The following is a 16,649-nucleotide window of genomic DNA, read 5'->3' as shown; positions in this document are numbered from 1 at the left end:
GCAAGCTTGGAGCGATGAATGATGCTCCCGAGCGGCCCGGGCGGCCGTTCGCCCTCGCGCTCACCCCGCTCGTCCTCGCGAACGACCTGGCCCGCGCGAGCGCGGGGACCGTCGCCCGCGCCGTCGCCGACGTCGGCGACCGGATCGACACGGCGCTCGACGGGGCGAGCGACGCGGTGGAGAGCCGGGCGAACGGGTGGCGCGACGAGGCGGAGCGCGTGGTGGGCTCCGTCGCGGCACAACTGCAGGACCGTGCGGAGGACGTGAGCGAGCTCGTCTCCGGCGTCGGCGAGTTCGTCGAGGAGCACGTCGAGGCACTGCCCGAGTTCGTGGACGGCGGTCGCGAGTTGGTCGCCGACGTCGTCGAGGAGGGGACCGACCTCGTCGAGGACACCCTCGGCACCCACCGGCGGGTCTGGGAGGACGAGGACGGCGATCAGCTCGAGATCGAGGTCCACGGGGTCGACGAACCCGGGGCCCGCGGCCTGCGACGCCGCCTCCGCGAGGCCGTCGAGCAGCTCGAGGGCGTCGAGTGGGCCGAGGTCAACGCGATCACCAGCCGGATCGCGGTCGGTCTGTCCGGTGGGCCCGTCGACCTCATCGTGGCCGCGGTCGAGACCGTCGAGGACGCGCACGGCGTCCGCCGAAAGCGCCGCGCGGAACCGCGATGGGAAGCCGCCGAGCGCGCCGAGCACCCCAGCGACGACGAACCGGTCCACCGCGCGATCGCCGCCATGACCGGCGACGTCCTCGCGATCGGTTACAGCATCGTCGGCCGCGCCGCTCGCCTGCCCCGCATCCCCGTCGAACTGGCCGGCATCCTGCCGGTGATCGACAACCACCCGGCGCTGCGTGACCGCCTCGAGCAGGTCCTGGGCCGACGCACGACCCAGCTCGTGATGCCACTGGGCAATGCGTTGGCCAACGGGGCCAGCCAGGGCCCGACCGGCGCGATCGTCGACCTCGGGTATCAGGCATCGCTGCTCGGCGAGCTGCGGGCCCGCCAGCACGTCTGGGCTCAGCGCGCGGACGAACTCTACGCCGCGGCGGACGGCGGGGAGATCGCCCCGCCCGACCTCGAGCCCCGCCCGCTGCCGCTGCCGCACGGACCGGTCGAGAGCTGGTCTGAGCGAATCAGCGCGAGCTCGCTCGCGGGGTTCGCCGTCTCGTTCGCGCTGACCCGGGACGTGCGCCGTTCCACCGACGCCTTCCTCGCGGGGATACCGAAGGCCGCGCGCCTCGGGCGGGAGGGCTTCGCCGCGCAGCTCGGGCGCACCCTGGCCTACCGGGGCGTCGTTCCACTCGACGGGGAGGCGCTCCGCCGGCTCGACCGCGTCGACACGGTCGTCGTCGACAGCGACGTGCTCGTTGCCGACGAGCACGAGGTCACGCGGGTCGCCTGGGCCGACGAGGGCGTCGATGCCGAGGCGACCGTCGATCGGCTCCTCGACGCGCGCGATCCCGGCGACCGGGTGAGCCGCGGAGGCTGGATCCTCGCGCCGTTCGACAGCCTGGAGGGGGGCGTCGAGCGCCCCCGCGGCACCACGACGCGCGCGCGGGAGTTGCGGGCCTCGGGCCTCTACGCCCTGGCGCTCGTCCGCGGCCGGCGGGTCCGGGCCGTGGTCGGCGTTCGTCGGCGCCTCGATCCGGGGGCGGAGCTGGTGCTGCGGGCGATCCGCGATGCGGGCCACACGTTCGTGATCGCCGGCCGCAAGGGTGGTCTCGATCGGCGACTCGGCCCCGACGCGGTGGTTCCGCGGGGCAAGGCCATGGGCCGCGCGGTCCGCGATCTGCAGGCCGATGGCGCCGGCGTGATGGTGATCGCCCGCCGGGGGAAGACCGGGCTGGCCGCCGCGGACGTGGCGGTCGGCCTCGTCCGCCGCAGCGGCCGCCCACCCTGGGGGGCGGACCTGGTCTTCGGCCGGGAGCTCGCCGAGACCGCGCTGATCGTCGACGCCTCGGTCGTGGCCCACGCGGTCAGCCGGCGCAGCGCCCGGTTCGCGCTGGGAGGCTCCGCACTCGGGGCACTCGTCGCGCTCACGGGGCCGCGGGCGAGCGCCGGCAGGCGCTGCCTGACCATCGTCAACGGCGCCGCCGGCGCCTCCCTGCTGGCCGGCACCTGGGCAGCCATCTCGCTCGCCCACCAACCACGTCCACGGCCTCCGGCGCGCACCGCGTGGCACGCCCTGCCCGCCGAGGCCGTGCTGCGGCGCCTCGACGCCGGCCTGCTCGGGCTCTCGACCCCGCAGGCGCGGCAGCGCAAGCGCAGCCGACGCGCCGACGAGCCGGAACTCGGCTCCGCCGAGCCGTTCCTCGCCGAGCTCGCGAACCCCCTGAACCCGATCCTCGCGGGGGGCGCGGCGCTCGCGGCGGCGGCCGGCTCGATGCTCGACGCGTGGCTCGTCATCGGCCTGATCGGGGTGAACGGCGCCGTGGGCGGGATCCAGCGCCTGCGCGCCGATCGTGAGATCGCGCGCCTGCTCGAGCGCACCACGGCCCGGGCACGCGTCCTGCGGGACGGCGCCCTGCACGAGGTCCCCGAGGACGACCTCGTCCCCGGTGACGTGATCGTGCTCGAGGTCGGCGACGTCGTGCCGGCCGACTGCCGGATCCTGGAGGCAGCCGACCTGGAGGCCGACGAGTCGAGCCTCACCGGGGAGTCCCTCCCCGTCGCCAAGGGCGCCGAGCCCACGCCCGGCGCCGAGTTGGCCGACCGGACCAGCATGCTCTACGAGGACGCCGTCGTCGCGGCGGGCAGTGCCCGCGCGGTCGTCGTCGCGGGGGGCGCCGACACGGAACTGTCACGTGCGATCGCCGACGCGGGCGCCCCGCCGGCCAGCGGCGTGGAGGCGCGCCTGTCCGCCCTGAGCGAGCGCATCCTGCCCGCGAGCCTGGCCACGGCGGGCGTCGTGGCCGGCGTGGGCATGCTGCGACGCTGGCCGCTCCGTGAGGTCGCCGGCACGGGCGTGAGCCTCGCGATCGCGAGCGTCCCGGAGGGCCTGCCGTTCGTCTCCACGGCGGCGCAGCTCGCCGCGGCGCGGCGTCTCGCGACACGGGGGGCCGTGGTCCGCGACCCGCGAGCGATCGAGGCGCTCGGTCGCGTGGAGGTGCTGTGCATCGACAAGACCGGCACCCTGACCGAAGGGCGGATGCGCCTGCGCCTCGTGACCGACGGGCTGGACACGTGGGAGCCCACGGCCAACGGTCTGCCCGGCGAGGTCCTCGCGACCGCCGCGCGAGCCACCCCTCCGAGTGGCGACGACGGCAACCCCACCGACCGCGCCATCGTCGAGGCCGCCGAGCGCGCGGGGGTCGAGGCCGGCGGCTGGGAGGTCGAGGACGAGCTGCCGTTCGAGGCCTCCCGCGGGTTGCACGCGATCGTCGCCCGAGACGGGGCGCAGCGGACGGTCGTCGTCAAGGGCGCGCCGGAGGAGATCCTCCGCCGCTGCACCCGCTGGCGGCCCGGTGGGACGACGCAACCGCTGGACCGGGCCACACTCGGCGAGGTGGACGAACGCGCCGACGCCATCGCGCGCAGCGGCTTCCGTGTACTAGCCATCGCCACGGGCCCCGTCCCCGACGGGGACGAGCCCCTGGACGACGACACGACCCTGGCCGACCTCGAGCTCGTCGGCCTCCTCGCGCTCGCCGACCCGGTCCGCGCGACGGCCCGCGACGCGCTCGACGGCATCCGCGGTGCCGGCGTCCGGGCGATGATGGTCACCGGCGACCATCCCGACACCGCTGCGGCCATCGCCGACGAGCTCGGGATCGGCGGACGGGTCCTCACCGGGCCCGAGATCGACGCGCTCGACGACGAGGCGCTCGCCGCCCGGCTCGACGAGGTCGCCGTCATCGCCCGGGTGACGCCCGCCGCCAAGGTGCGCATCGTCCAGCGACTGCAGGCCGGGGGTCGCGCCGTGGCGATGACCGGGGACGGGGCGAACGACGCGCCCGCCATCCGCCTCGCCGACGTGGGCGTCGCCCTCGGTCGGCGCGCCACCCCCGCCGCGCGCGATGCCGCGGACCTGGTCGTCACCGACGACCGGGTGGAGACGCTGATCGATGCCGTCACCGAGGGCCGTGCCCTGTGGGGCTCCGTCCGTGAGGCCCTCGGCGTGTTGCTCGGTGGCAACCTCGGCGAGATCGGCTTCACGCTCTCCTCCAGCCTGTTCAGCCGACGTGCGCCGATCAGCGGGCGACAGTTCCTCCTGGTCAACCTGCTCACCGACCTCGCACCCGCGGTCGCGATCGCCGTGCGACCCCCACGCGACCGCTCGCCCGAGGCACTCCGCCGCGAGGGGCCGAGCACCTCGCTGGGCTCCGCGCTCACCCGGTCGATCGCGGTGCGTGCGACCGCGACCGGCACGGCGGCGACCGGGGCGTGGGCCGCGGCGCGCGTCACCGGGACCGCCCAGCGGGCGGGCACCGTGGGGCTCGTCTCCCTGGTCGGCACGCAGCTGGGCCAGACCCTGCTCGCGGGCGGCGCCCGCGAGCCGCTCGTCGTGGCCACGAGCGCCGGCAGCCTCGCCGCGCTGGCAGCGATCGTGCAGACGCCGGTCCTCAGCGGCTTCTTCGGCTGCCGCCCCCTCGGCCCGCTGGGCTGGAGCCAGGCCATGACGGCGTCCGCGGTCGGCGCGGTGGGTGGCCACGTCGCCGGGCGTGTCCTCCGCAGCGACTGATCCCTAGGCTTGCGCCCCATGCGTACTCCGTACCTGACCTCACGCTTGCAGGGCTTCGGCACCACGGTGTTCGCGCAGATGAGCGCGCTCGCCGAACGACACCGGGCGGTGAACCTCGGGCAGGGATTCCCCGACTTCGACGGGCCGGGCGAGGTCCTCGAAGCCGCGATCACCGCGATCCGTGAGGGCCACAACCAGTACGCCCCGGGCCCGGGCGTAGCGCCGCTGCGCGAGGCGGTCGCCGCACACCAGCAGCGTTTCTGGGGCCTGGACTACGATCCCGAGAGCGAGATCATCGCCACCGCCGGCGCCACCGAGGCCATCTGCGCGGGGCTGCAGGCCCTCTGCGAGGTCGGCGACGAGGTCGTCGTCTTCGAGCCCTTCTACGACTCCTACCGGGCGGGCATCGCGATGGCCGGAGCGGTGCCCAGCCCCGTGCCGCTCGACCGTCGCGACCTGGCGATCGATCCCGCCGCCCTGCGCGCGGCGGTCAGCCCGAAGACCCGACTCGTCCTGCTCAACAGCCCGCACAACCCGACCGGGAAGGTCTTCACGCGCGAGGAGCTCGCCGAGATCGCAGCGGTGTGCGTCGAGCACGACCTCATCGCGGTCACCGACGAGGTCTACGAGCACCTGACCTTCGACGTCGCCCACCATCCCCTCGCGACGTTTCCCGGAATGCGCGAGCGCACCGTCACCGTCTCCTCGGCCGGCAAGACGTTCTCGGTCACCGGCTGGAAGATCGGGTGGCTCTGCGCACCGCCCGACCTGGCGAACGCCGTGCGGACCGCCAAGCAGTTCATGACGTTCGTGAACGGCACGCCCTTCCAGTACGCGGTCGCCGTCGGCCTCGCGCTCGACGACGAGTACTTCGCCAACTACCGCGCGGACTACCGCAGCCGCCGTGACCGGCTGGTCGAAGGGCTGGCGACCGCCGGGTTCGACGTTCGACCGCCCGACGGCACGTACTTCGTCACCGCCGACCTCGGCGACACCGACGACGTCGCGTGGTGCCTGGACCTGCCCGAACGGGCCGGCGTCGTCGCGGTGCCCCAGTCGGTGTTCTACGCCGAGCCCGCGCGGGGCCGCGGGCTGGTGCGGTTCGCATTCTGCAAGACCGATGCGGTGCTCGACGCGGGCATCAGTCGTCTCGAGAGGTTGCGTTCATGACGTCCGGACGGGACCCTCGGCCCGGATCCGTAGGGCCGCCGGCGCTCGTCGCGACCCACCGCGTTGAGCATGCTGCGTGTGAGGTGCGCCGTTGACGCGCGTCCGGACGGACACGAAAGGACAGCCATGAAGGCGATCGTGTACCACGGTGCCGGCGACCGCAGGTGGGAGGAGGTGCCCGACCCCAAGGTTCAGGACTCCACGGATGCGATCGTGCGGGTGGACGCCGTGACGATCTGTGGGACGGACCTGCACATCCTCAAGGGTGACGTCCCAGCGGTCACCGAGGGTCGCATCCTCGGCCACGAGGCGGTCGGCACCGTCACCGAGGTCGGCAGCAGCGTGAGCACCGTGCAGCCGGGGGACCGCGTACTGGTGTCCTGCATCACCTCGTGCGGGCGGTGCCGGTACTGCCGCGAGGGCATGTACTCCCAGTGCCAGGGAGGGGGCGGCTGGCTCCTCGGCCACCTGATCGACGGCACCCAGGCCGAGTACGTGCGCGTCCCGTTCGCGGACACGTCGACCCATCCGGTTCCCGAGGGCGTGTCCGACGAGGAGACCCTGATGCTCGCCGACATCCTGCCCACCGGGTACGAGATCGGCGTGCGCTACGGCGAGGTCAGCCCGGGTGACACGGTCGTGGTCGTCGGCGCCGGCCCGATCGGCCTCGCCGCGATCCTCGGTGCGACCCTCTACTCCCCCGCCCGGATCATCGCCGTCGACCTCGCCGATTCCCGGCTCGAGGCCGCCAAGCGCTTCGGCGCGGACGTCGTGCTCAACCCGGAGCGCGACGACGTCGCCGCGCGGGTCCGGGAGCTGACCGAAGGGCTCGGCGCGGACGTCGCGATGGAGGCCGTCGGCATCCCCGCCACCTTCGAGCAGTGCGCCGAGATCATCCGGCCCGGCGGCCGCGTGGCGAACCTCGGCGTCCACGGGACGCCGGCGACGCTGCATCTCGAGACCCTGTGGATCAAGAACGTCACGATCCGCACCGGCCTGGTGAACACCTTCGTGACGCCGGAGCTGCTCAAGCTGCTGGAGATGGGGCGTCTGGACGTGAGCCGGTTCATCACGCACCGGTTCCGGATGGCCGAGTTCGAGGAGGCCTACGACGTCTTCGCCGCCGCCGAGGAGTCCGGGGCCCTGAAGGTGGTACTGACCCCGTAGGCGGCGGAGGTGGCGGGCGGGCCGCGCCCGCCCGGGAGCGTCGTGGACGGCGCGGCGCCCCTCCCGGGCGCGGTGGCTCCCCCCGGGGCTCCCCGGGCGGGGCGATGGCTCAGGCGCCGAGCGCGGCCGCCCGTGCCATCGGCCCGAGGATCCGCTCGGCCTGGTCGGCGTCGTCGGCGACCTCTCCCGCGGTGTTGAGCAGGCCCAGCAAGGCGCGCACGACGACGGCGACGTCCTCGTCGGGCAACTCGGGTCGCAGGGCCCCGATCACCTCGCCCCAGACGCGGTAGTAGTCGTGCCGTTGCGTGGCCAGGCGCGCACGATCGTCGGGCGCGAGGCTGCGGACCTCGTGCAGGTACACCGCCAAGAGCGCACGGTCCCGTGTGGCCATGTCGAGGTGTGCTCGCACGAGTGCCACCAACGCGGTGGCCTCGTCGGGCGCGGCGGCGACGTCGCGGCGCGCCCGCTGGATGAGCTGCCCTCCGGCGCGCTCGAACAACGCCGCGAGCAGCGACTGCTTCGTCGCGAAGTGCCGGTACAGGCCGGGCCCGGTGATGCCCGCGGCCGCGGCGATCTCGTCCACGCCGACGGCGTGGTATCCGCGTTCGCGGAAGAGCTCGGCGGCGCGCTGCAGTAACTGCTCGCGCCGGGACGCCGGCGGGGCGGCGCTCATCGGTCCGCCCGCGAGTCGACGAATCGCGCGGGCACCGGCACGATCCGGCTGCGCACGTGCTCACCGAGTCCCTTGGCTTGCGGGTCGGGCCGCGACGTGGCCGCCACCCCCTCCCCCAGCAGTCCGACGACCACGAAGTTCAGGGCCCGCAGGTTGGGGAGCCGATGGCGCCGCACCGGCAGGTCCGCGGCCTCCGGTAGGAGCTCGCGGAAGCGTTCGATCCCGAGGAAGGCGTCCAGCCACGCCCACTCCGGGTCGTCCCGGGCCCAGAGTCCCACGTTCGCGTTGCCTCCCTTGTCGCCCGAACGCGCGCCGATCAGCGTGCCCAACGGCACTTCGCGGGTGGGCTCATCGGTTTCGGGTGCCCCGGATGACGCACGGCGGCCGGGGCTCCCGGGGCCGCCGACCGGTGCGGGTGCGGCGGTCACGAGCGCCGGCAGGGCCTCGGTCGCCGGCGAATCGACCGGCTCCCGGGTCGTCCCGTCGGGGGCGACCGTCCGCGCGGCGACGGCGTCACGGGGGATCAGGGCGGGCCAGTACACACCGTAGGGCTGTGCGCGCCCCGGGGGCGTGCTGGTGAAGAACCCGGGGTAGTTCGCGAGGGTCAGCTCGACCACGCGGTCGCTGAACGCGCGCCCCACCCGCTCGGGATCGGGATCCTTGACCGTCACCCGGAGCTCGGAGGTCGCGTCGGCATTGTCGCCGGCATCGAGCCGCTCGCCACCGATCAACCGCACGTCGGCCTCGGCCACCGCCCCCCGGCCGCCCAGCGCGCGCCAGAGTCCCTCCTCGGCGAGCGCCGCCTTCGCCTCGATGTCGAGGCCGGTCAGCACCAGCCCCATCGTGTTCCGGTAGCCGCCGAGGTAGTTGAGGGCCACCTTCAGCTCCGGTGGCGGCGGCGAGCCACGGGTGCCGCTGAGGCGCACACGGTCACGACCGACCGCCTCGACGCGCACGGTGTCGAGGTGGGTCGTCACGTCGGGGTTCGGGTAGGCGGGGCCGTCGATCTCGTAGAGCAGCTGGGCGGTGACGGTGCCGACCGACACGAGCCCGCCGGTACCGGCATGCTTGGTGATCACCGACGACCCGTCCTCGGCGATCTCGGCCAAGGGGAAGCCCGGGCGCTCGAGCCCGGGGACCTCGTGGAAGAAGGCGTAGTTGCCGCCGGTCGCCTGGCAACCGCACTCGAGCACGTGCCCCGCCACGACCGCGCCCGCGAGGCGGTCCCAGTCGTTCGCCGCCCACCCGAACCACCAGGACGCCGGCCCGACGGTCAGCGCCGCGTCGGTGACCCGCGGGCACACGACCACGTCCGCGCCCGCGTCGAGCGCGGCGGCGATCGGCCAGCCTCCGAGGTACGCGTTCGCGGTGAGGACCTCGGCGTCGAGTTCGGCCAGTGGCCGTCCGCTGTCGAGGTGAGCCAGGTCGACCCCACGCTGCTGCAACGTGTCGAGCTCGCCGCGCAGGTCGTCGCCGGTCACGTAGGCCACTCGGGGGCCGACGCCGAGCCGCTCCCCGAGCCGATCCAGGTCGGTCGCGAGCCCCGCGGGGTCGAGCCCGCCCGCGTTCGCGACCACCTTGATGCCGCGATCCAGGCAAGCGCCGAGCACCTCCTCCATCTGGGCGAGGAAGCTGTGGGCGTACCCGGGCCGCTCCCGCTGGGAGGTGCGGTACAGGATCAACATCGTGAGCTCGGCGAGGTAGTCGCCGGTCAGCACGTCGATCGGTCCGCCCTCGACCATCTCGCGGGCCGCCTCGTGGCGGTCGCCGAAGAAGCCGGAGCAGTTCGCCACGCGGAGGTCACGGTCGGTCATCGCGGCTCCCGTCGAACGGTGCGGCCGTGCGCGGCCGGCGGATCAACCATCCCGAGGCTCCTGCCCGTCGTCGAGCACCAACAGCGGCTCCCCGGTGTCCACGTGCGCGCCGGGCTGCACCCACAGTGCGGTGACCCGGCCGGCACGCGACGCCCGGACGGTGTGCTCCATCTTCATGGACTCGATCACGACCAGCGGGTCACCACCGGCCACCTGCGCCCCCTCGGTGACCGGGACGGCGGCGACAGTGCCGGGCAACGGGGCCGTGAGGGAACCCGCCGCCAGGCGCTCGTGAGGATCGGGGAACCGGGGCGGCGGCACGAGGGCGAGATGGCCGAGCGCCGAGTCGGTGTCGACCTCCCCGTCACGGTCGTGGACCGCCACCCGCCGCCGGATGCCGTCGACCTCGACCTCGACCTCCCCCGACCCCACGGCCCGGCCCTGCGCGGAGACCGCATGACCTTCCACGGCCGCCTCCAGGCCCGTGCGGGTCCAGCGGTAGGTCACTGCCACCTCCCCGCGGCCGTCGACGACGAACTCGACCGTCCCGAGGCCGCGGTAGCCGACCCGCTCGGCGAGCCCCACCGCCCAGGCCCCGAGGCGGTCGCGCAGGCCCGCGTCCACCGCCGGCGAGGGAGCCTCCTCGAGCATCTTCTGGTAGCGCCGCTGCACGGTGCAGTCGCGCTCGAACAGGTGGCACGCGGTCCCGTACGCGTCCACGATCAGCTGTATCTCCACGTGCCGCGGGCGCGCGACGAGCGGCTCCAGCAGCAGGCGATCGTCGCCGAAGGCGCCGATCGCTTCGCGGCGCGCCGCGGTGACGGCTGCGACGACGTCGGCGGCGTCGGTGACGGGTCGCATCCCCCGGCCCCCTCCCCCGGCGGAGGCCTTCACGATCGCCGGGATCCCGACCTCGTGGACGAGGGCCGCCAACGCGCGCGCGTCGGCGTCCTCGTCACCGCTCAGCTCGGGCACCTCGGCCCGAGGCAGCAACGGCACGCCGACCTCCCGTGCGAGCCCGCCCGCGGTGTGCTTGTCCCCCATCGCCGCGATCGCCTCGGCCGGTGGACCCACCCACACGAGCCCTTCCGCCTCGACCGCCCTCGCGAAGTCGGCCGACTCCGCGAGGAAGCCGTAGCCGGGGTGCACCGCGTCCGCACCGCTGCGTCGGGCGGCGTCGACGAGTCGGTCGACGCGCAGGTACGTGTCGCCGGGTGTCCGGCCGGGCAGCCGCACGACCACGTCGGCCTCGGCGGCGTGCGCGGCGTCGGCGTCCGCGTCGCTGGCGACCGCCACCACCTCGACCCCGAGCCGCCGCGCCGTTCGCGCGACACGGCGGGCGACCTCGCCGCGGTTGGCGACGAGCAGCCGGCGGATCGACGTCGTGGCCTCGCCCATCGCGCTCACATCCGGAACACGCCGTAGCGCTCGGTGCCGGCGACGGCCGCGGAGTGCACCGCCGACAGGCACAGCCCCAGCACGGTGCGCGTGTCCCGCGGGTCGATGATCCCGTCGTCGTACAGCCGCCCCGAGAGGAACCGGGCGAGCGACTCGGACTCGATCTGCTGCTCCACTGCCTCGCGCATCGCCGCGTCGCCGTCCTCGTCGAACGGCTCCCCCTTCGCGGTCGCGGCCTGGCGGTTGACGATCGACAGGACCCCCGCGAGCTGCTGCGGCCCCATCACCGCGGACCGGGCGTTGGGCCACGAGAACAGGAAGCGCGGACCGTAGGCACGTCCGCACATGCCGTAGTTGCCCGCCCCGTAGGACGCGCCGAGCAGAATCGTGAGGTGCGGCACCCCCGAGTTGCTGACCGCGTTGATCATCTTGCTGCCGTCCTTGACGATCCCGCGGCGCTCGTAGGCCTCGCCGACCATGTAGCCGGGGTGTGCTGCAGGAACACCAGCGGCGTGTCGTGCTGGTTGGCCAGCTGGATGAACTGGGCCGCCTTCTCGGCCTCCTCGCTGAACAGCACGCCGTGGTGGTTCGCGAGCACACCGACGGAGAAGCCGTGCACCGATGCCCAGCCGGTCACGAGGCTGGGGCCGTAGCGCGGCTTGAACTCGTCGAACCGGCTGCCGTCCACGATGCGAGCGAGCACCTCGCGCGGGTCGACGGGCCGGTGCAGATCCGCGGGCGCCAGGTCGAGCAGTTCCTCGGGATCCCAGCGGGGCGGATCCGCCGGCTCGGTCGGGCCCGGACCGCGCTTCTCGTGCCCGAGCCTCGCGACGATGCGGCGTCCCAACCGGCACGCGTCGACCTCGTCGACCGCCTGGTAGTCGGCGAGTCCCGACTCCCGCGCGTGCATCTCGGCGCCGCCGAGGGCCTCGACGTCGGCCTCCTCCCCGGTGGCCATGCGCACCAGCGGGGGGCCTCCCAGGAAAACCTGGGCCTGCTCGCTCACGAGCACGGTGTAGTCGCACATGCCGGGGATGTACGCGCCCCCGGCGGTGGAGCTCCCGAAGACCCCGACCCCGGTGACGACACTCGCCCCGACCTGGTAGTCGGTGCCCCAGGCCGCGAGCGGGCTCAGCTCCAGGAACGGGCTGTCGCGGTCGAGGAGCCACTCGATCCGCTCGCGGGGCAGCATCTTCCCGCGGGCGCGGTGCCGGTCCACGTACCGTTGACCGCCGCCCGCTCGCGCCGCGGCCAGGTCAGCCTCGACCTCGTCGAGGGCCTCGAGCAGGGCCTCACGGTTCGCGCGGTGGGTCGGGTCCTGCGGGTCGAGCGGGGATCCGACGACCGGGGCCTCGCCGACGACCATCGCCGAGCGGCGGGGTCGCGCGTTGCCCATGGGGCGTTCCTTCGCCGGGGCGTTCCCGTCACCGGGGGCGCTCCCGACACCGGGGCGTTCCCGGTGCCGGGGTGTGAACGCGCGTGAACCTAGCAGCCACCGACCATTGCACTCCACCGCCACGGCGGCGGTGGGCCGGTCGAACCGTGGACCTACGCTACTGCAGGGCCGCGTCGAGGGTGATCTCGGTGTTGCCGCTCACGAGCTTGGACACGGGGCAGCCGTCCTTGGCGGCCGCGGCGGCCTCCAGGAAGTCGTCGCTGGAGATGCCCGGGACGGTGGCGCGCACGTGCAGCGCGATCCGCGAGATGTGCGGCCCACCCTCGGTGGTGAACGTCACCTCCGCGCTGGTCTCGATTCGCTCGGGCGGGTGACCGTTGTTCGAGAGGGCACTGGAGAGCCCCATGTTGTAGCAGGTCGCGTGGGCGGCGGCGATGAGCTCGTCCGGGCTGGTGTAGCCCTCGGGCTCGCCGGCGCGGCGGGGGAAGGTCATGTCGACCGGCGGGATCGCGCCGGACGAGTCGAACGAGGTCTTGCCCGACCCCTCCTTCAGGTCTCCCTGCCAGACGTTGGTGGCCTTGCGCTCGACCATGGGTGACTCCTTCGACTCGGGTTCGGTGCGCGAACGTGGCGCGAACGCACCCTAGTCCCCTACCTACCCGTCGTGCCGCACACGACGCGTGCGACGTAGCCTGGGGTCCAGGAACCCCGCTACCGGGCCCACCGACCCTGGAGTCCCGCTACCGGGCCCACCGACCCTGGAGTCCCGCTACCGGGCCCACCGACCCTGGAGTCCCGCTACCGGGCCCACCGACCCTGGAGGCCCCGATGGGCGAGCGCGTCACCGCCCGCCGCCCGGTCGTGCGCATCGACGACGGCCGCGTCTCCCGGACCCGCGACACCCTCGCGGCCGAGGAGCCGATGGAGATGCGCGTCGACGGCGAGGCCGTGAGCGTGACGATGCGCACTCCGGGCGACGACTTCGCGCTGGCGCTCGGGTTCTGCGCCTCCGAGGGGCTCGTCGCGGACCCTCGGGACGTGGCGCAGATCCGCTACTGCGCGGGCACCGACCCCGAGACCGGGGAGAACACGTTCAACGTCGTCGATCTCTCGACCCACAGCGGCCGGGCGGTGCCACCCGAACTGCGACGCCATGTCTTCACGACCTCGTCGTGCGGGATCTGCGGAACCGCCAGCCTCGAGGTGGTGCGCAAGCGGCTGGAACCGGTCGTCGACGATCCGTTGCAAATCCCCGCCGAGACGCTCACCACCTTGCCGGGCACGCTGCGCGAAGCGCAGGCGGTCTTCGAGCGGACCGGGGGGCTGCACGCGGCCGCCTTGTTCACCGCCGAAGGGGAGCTCCTCACGCTCAGGGAGGACGTCGGCCGGCACAACGCCGTCGACAAGGTCATCGGCACGATCGCACTCGAGGGACGGCTGCCGGCCAGCGGTCACGTGTTGATGGTGTCCGGGCGGATCGCGTTCGAGATCGTGCAGAAGGCGCTGTGGGCGCGGATCCCGGCGATCGCGGCGGTCTCGGCGCCGACGAGCCTCGCGGTCGACCTCGCCGCCGACGCAGGCATGACCCTGGTCGGGTTCCTCCGCGACCCGCGGATGAACGTCTACACGGGCGCGGAGCGGGTCCTCGACCACGACGGTGCGCCCCTGGTCCAGCCGGCTGCCATCTGAGCCGCCGCGCGTGAACGCCGCGGAGCGATCACCCGCGCTCCAAGAGCCGGGGCAGCTCCGCCATGTCGGTGAAGAGGCACGCCTCCTGCTCGCGCAAGCGCTCCACGGGGACGACGCCACCGGCGAAGGCCAGGACGCGCATCCCCGCCGCCTTGGCCGCGCGCACGCCCGTCGGACTGTCCTCCACCACGACGCAGTGCTCGGGCGCGGCGCCCATGGCCTCGGCCGCGTGCAGGAAGAGGTCCGGAGCAGGCTTGGCACGGGGCACGTCGTCGGCGCTGAACACGCGCCCGTCGAATCGGTCACGCAGACCCGTCAACGCGAGGGTCAAGCGCAGCTTCTCGTGGCTGCCGTTCGAGGCGACGCAGGTCGGGATCGCGATCTCCTCCAGCGTCGCGAGCACCCCGGGGACCGGCCCCAGCTCGGCGGCCATCGCCTCCTGCTGGCGACGCGCCAGCTCCTCGTACCAATCCGACGGTAGTTCCTCGCCCAGGCGGCGCTGCACCTCGGCGACGAAGTGGTCGGTGCTGCTGCCGACGAACCGCTCGACCACCTCGTCGCAGGAGACGGGCCACCCGAGCTCGCCGAGCACCTCGGCGTCCACCCGCGCCGCGATGCGCTCGGAGTCGACGAGGACCCCGTCGCAGTCCAGGATCAGGAGTTCGTTCGCGGTACCCACCACGATCAGACGTCGACGTTGTCGGCGTAGCGGGCGTTAGCCTCGATCCACGTGCGCCGGTCGGCGGCCGACTCGCCCATCAGCAGACCGAACGTCTCGTCGGCGTGCTGCGCGTCGTCCACCGACACCCGCAGCAACGTCCGCGTGGCCGGGTCCATGGTCGTGTCCCACAGCTGCTGCGGGTTCATCTCGCCGAGGCCCTTGAACCGCTGCGGCTCGACCTTGCCCTTGTTCTTGAAGTCGGTGCGCAGGAGCTTGTCGCGTTCCCGATCGGTCATGGCGTACCGCACGAGGTCGCCCTTCCGCAGCAACCACAGCGGGGGCTGCGCCACGAACAGGTGCCCCCCGTCGACGAGCTTGGGCATGAGGCGGTAGAAGAACGTGAGCAGCAGGGTCGTGATGTGCCCCCCATCGACGTCGGCATCGGAGAGGATCACGACCTTGTGGTAACGCAGCTTCGCGTAGTCGAAGTCGTCGCCGATGCCGGTGCCGATCGCACGCACGAGGTTCTGGATCTCCGCGTTCGCGAGCACCTTCTGCATCTGCGCGCGCTCGACGTTCAGGACCTTGCCGCGCAATGGAAGGATCGCCTGGGTGTGCCGGTCCCGCGCGAGCTTCGACGATCCCCCGGCCGAGTCCCCCTCGACGATGTAGAGCTCGCACTCGGCCGGGTTGCGCGAGGAGCAGTCGGCCAGCTTGCCGGGGAGCCCCGACGAGGTCTGGTCGAGCAGCCCCTTGCGTCGGGTGAGGTCCCGAGCCTGCCGCGCCGCCTCGCGGGCCTTCGCCGCAACCTGCGCGCGCTTCACGATCCGCCGTCCCAGGGTGGGGTTCTGGTCGAGCCACTCGCCGAGCGCCTCGTTCACCGCGCGCTCGACGAACGAGCGCATGACCGCGCTGCCGAGCTTGCCCTTGGTCTGCCCCTCGAACTGGGGGTCGGGCATCTTCACGCTCACGACCGCGCGCAGTCCCTCGCGCAGGTCGTCGCCGGTGAGGGCCGGGTCGCCCTTCTTGAACGCCTTGTTGGCCTGACCCCAGCGGTTCAGCGTGCCGGTGAAGCCCTTGCGGAAGCCCTCCTCGTGGGCGCCCCCGTCGGCGGTCCGGATCACGTTCACGTAGCTGCGCATCCGCTCGTCGTTGCGTTGCCCCGACCACGTGACCGCGATGTCGCAGGCCAGCGACTGGCCGTTCACTTCCTCGGCGCGGTGGATCTCGATCGGCCGCGGGATCAACGGCTCGTCGTCACCCGACAGCTCGCGCACGAAGTCGGCGAGCCCGCGCGTGAAGCGGAAGCTCTCCTCACGGCCGTCGCGCTCGTCGACGAAGTCGATCCGCAGCCCCGGGTTGAGCAGTGCGGTCTCCCGCAGCCGGGTCGCGATGCGCTCGCCCTCGAACACCGGGTCGTCGAAGATCGTGGTGTCCGGCCAGAACCGCAGCACGGTGCCGGTCTTCTTGCTCTTTCCGACCTGCTCCAGCGCGCGGGCGCGCTTGCCCCGCTCGAACGCCATCGCGTGCCGGACGCCATCGCGGCTGACCTCGACCTCGGTGCGCTCGCTCAGGGCGTTGACGACCGACACACCCACCCCGTGCAGACCGCCGCTGACCGCGTAGCTCTGCTGATCGAACTTCCCCCCGGCGTGGAGCTTGGTCAGCACGACCTCGACCGCCGGCTTGCGCTCCTTGGCGTGCTTGGCGACCGGGATCCCGCGGCCGTCGTCGGTCACCTCGACCCCTCCGTCGGTGCGGACCGCGAGGCGAATGCGCTGGGCGTGCCCGGCCAGGTGCTCGTCGACGGCGTTGTCGACGACCTCCCAGACCAGGTGGTGCAAGCCCCCCGAATCGGTCGACCCGATGTACATCCCGGGCCGCTTGCGGACCGCCTCGAGTCCCTCGAGGACACTGATCGAGGACGCGTCGTACGACGCTCCACCCTTGGCGCTCACCGGGGCCGCTCCCTTCGTCGTCAACCGGGACACATTCCCCC

General features: G+C 73.4%; 10 protein-coding genes and 1 pseudogene. 4 read left to right on the top strand and 7 right to left on the bottom strand.

Annotated elements, in window-relative coordinates; genetic code table 11:
- Positions 1-14: 14 nt before the first annotated feature.
- The 3 genes from ER308_RS20085 (at position 15) to ER308_RS20075 (ending at position 7,019) form a co-directional block, all read left to right on the top strand.
- On the top strand, positions 15-4,682 hold the full coding sequence (locus ER308_RS20085) for a cation-translocating P-type ATPase (RefSeq protein ID WP_131156629.1): 4,668 nt from the start codon (positions 15-17) through the stop codon (positions 4,680-4,682).
- 18 nt (positions 4,683-4,700) lie between these two features.
- Positions 4,701-5,852, top strand: a complete 1,152-nt coding sequence (locus ER308_RS20080) for a pyridoxal phosphate-dependent aminotransferase (RefSeq protein ID WP_131156628.1) — start codon at positions 4,701-4,703, stop codon at positions 5,850-5,852.
- Between the two features lie 126 nt (positions 5,853-5,978).
- The gene (locus ER308_RS20075) at positions 5,979-7,019 is read left to right on the top strand and encodes a zinc-dependent alcohol dehydrogenase family protein (protein ID WP_131156627.1); all 1,041 of its coding nucleotides are present in this window, start codon (positions 5,979-5,981) and stop codon (positions 7,017-7,019) included.
- A 109-nt stretch (positions 7,020-7,128) separates the two neighbouring features.
- On the opposite strand, the gene ER308_RS20070 is transcribed toward ER308_RS20075, so the two are convergent.
- From ER308_RS20070 to ER308_RS20050, 5 genes and pseudogenes are all read right to left on the bottom strand, one after another.
- Positions 7,129-7,692 carry a TetR/AcrR family transcriptional regulator gene (locus ER308_RS20070; protein ID WP_131156626.1) on the bottom strand — a complete coding sequence of 188 codons (564 nt, stop codon included), beginning with the start codon at positions 7,690-7,692 and terminating at the stop codon, positions 7,129-7,131.
- Positions 7,689-9,506, bottom strand: a complete 1,818-nt coding sequence (locus tag ER308_RS20065) for an acyclic terpene utilization AtuA family protein (protein ID WP_131156625.1) — start codon at positions 9,504-9,506, stop codon at positions 7,689-7,691. Before ER308_RS20065 ends, ER308_RS20070 begins: the two co-directional genes overlap by 4 nt.
- 42 nt (positions 9,507-9,548) lie before the next feature.
- Positions 9,549-10,904 (bottom strand): ATP-binding protein, encoded by a 1,356-nt coding sequence (locus ER308_RS20060; protein ID WP_131156624.1) that lies wholly within the window; start codon positions 10,902-10,904, stop codon positions 9,549-9,551.
- Between the two features lie 5 nt (positions 10,905-10,909).
- Positions 10,910-12,270: pseudogene (locus tag ER308_RS20055) on the bottom strand (acyl-CoA carboxylase subunit beta).
- A gap of 187 nt (positions 12,271-12,457) precedes the next feature.
- On the bottom strand, positions 12,458-12,892 hold the full coding sequence (locus ER308_RS20050; RefSeq protein ID WP_131156623.1) for an OsmC family peroxiredoxin: 435 nt from the start codon (positions 12,890-12,892) through the stop codon (positions 12,458-12,460).
- A 236-nt stretch (positions 12,893-13,128) separates the two neighbouring features.
- Here ER308_RS20050 and fdhD point away from each other — a divergent pair, with 236 nt between their 5' ends.
- The gene (gene fdhD, locus ER308_RS20045; RefSeq protein WP_131156622.1) at positions 13,129-13,989 is read left to right on the top strand and encodes a formate dehydrogenase accessory sulfurtransferase FdhD; all 861 of its coding nucleotides are present in this window, start codon (positions 13,129-13,131) and stop codon (positions 13,987-13,989) included.
- Positions 13,990-14,017: 28 nt separating this feature from the next.
- Here fdhD and ER308_RS20040 read toward each other — a convergent pair whose 3' ends face one another.
- Both ER308_RS20040 and ER308_RS20035 read right to left on the bottom strand, forming a co-directional pair.
- Positions 14,018-14,668: an HAD family hydrolase gene (locus tag ER308_RS20040; protein WP_205745764.1), complete on the bottom strand. Its 651-nt coding sequence runs from the start codon at positions 14,666-14,668 to the stop codon at positions 14,018-14,020.
- Between the two features lie 5 nt (positions 14,669-14,673).
- A complete protein-coding gene (locus ER308_RS20035) occupies positions 14,674-16,608 on the bottom strand; it encodes a DNA gyrase/topoisomerase IV subunit B (protein ID WP_240731868.1) in 1,935 nt (644 codons plus the stop codon).
- Positions 16,609-16,649 lie beyond the last annotated feature (41 nt).

The organism is Egibacter rhizosphaerae (genome assembly GCF_004322855.1).
Lineage (GTDB): Bacteria > Actinomycetota > Nitriliruptoria > Euzebyales > Egibacteraceae > Egibacter > Egibacter rhizosphaerae.
The sequence above is the reverse complement of the archived record's forward strand: the minus strand, read 5'-3'. Positions and strand labels throughout refer to the sequence as shown.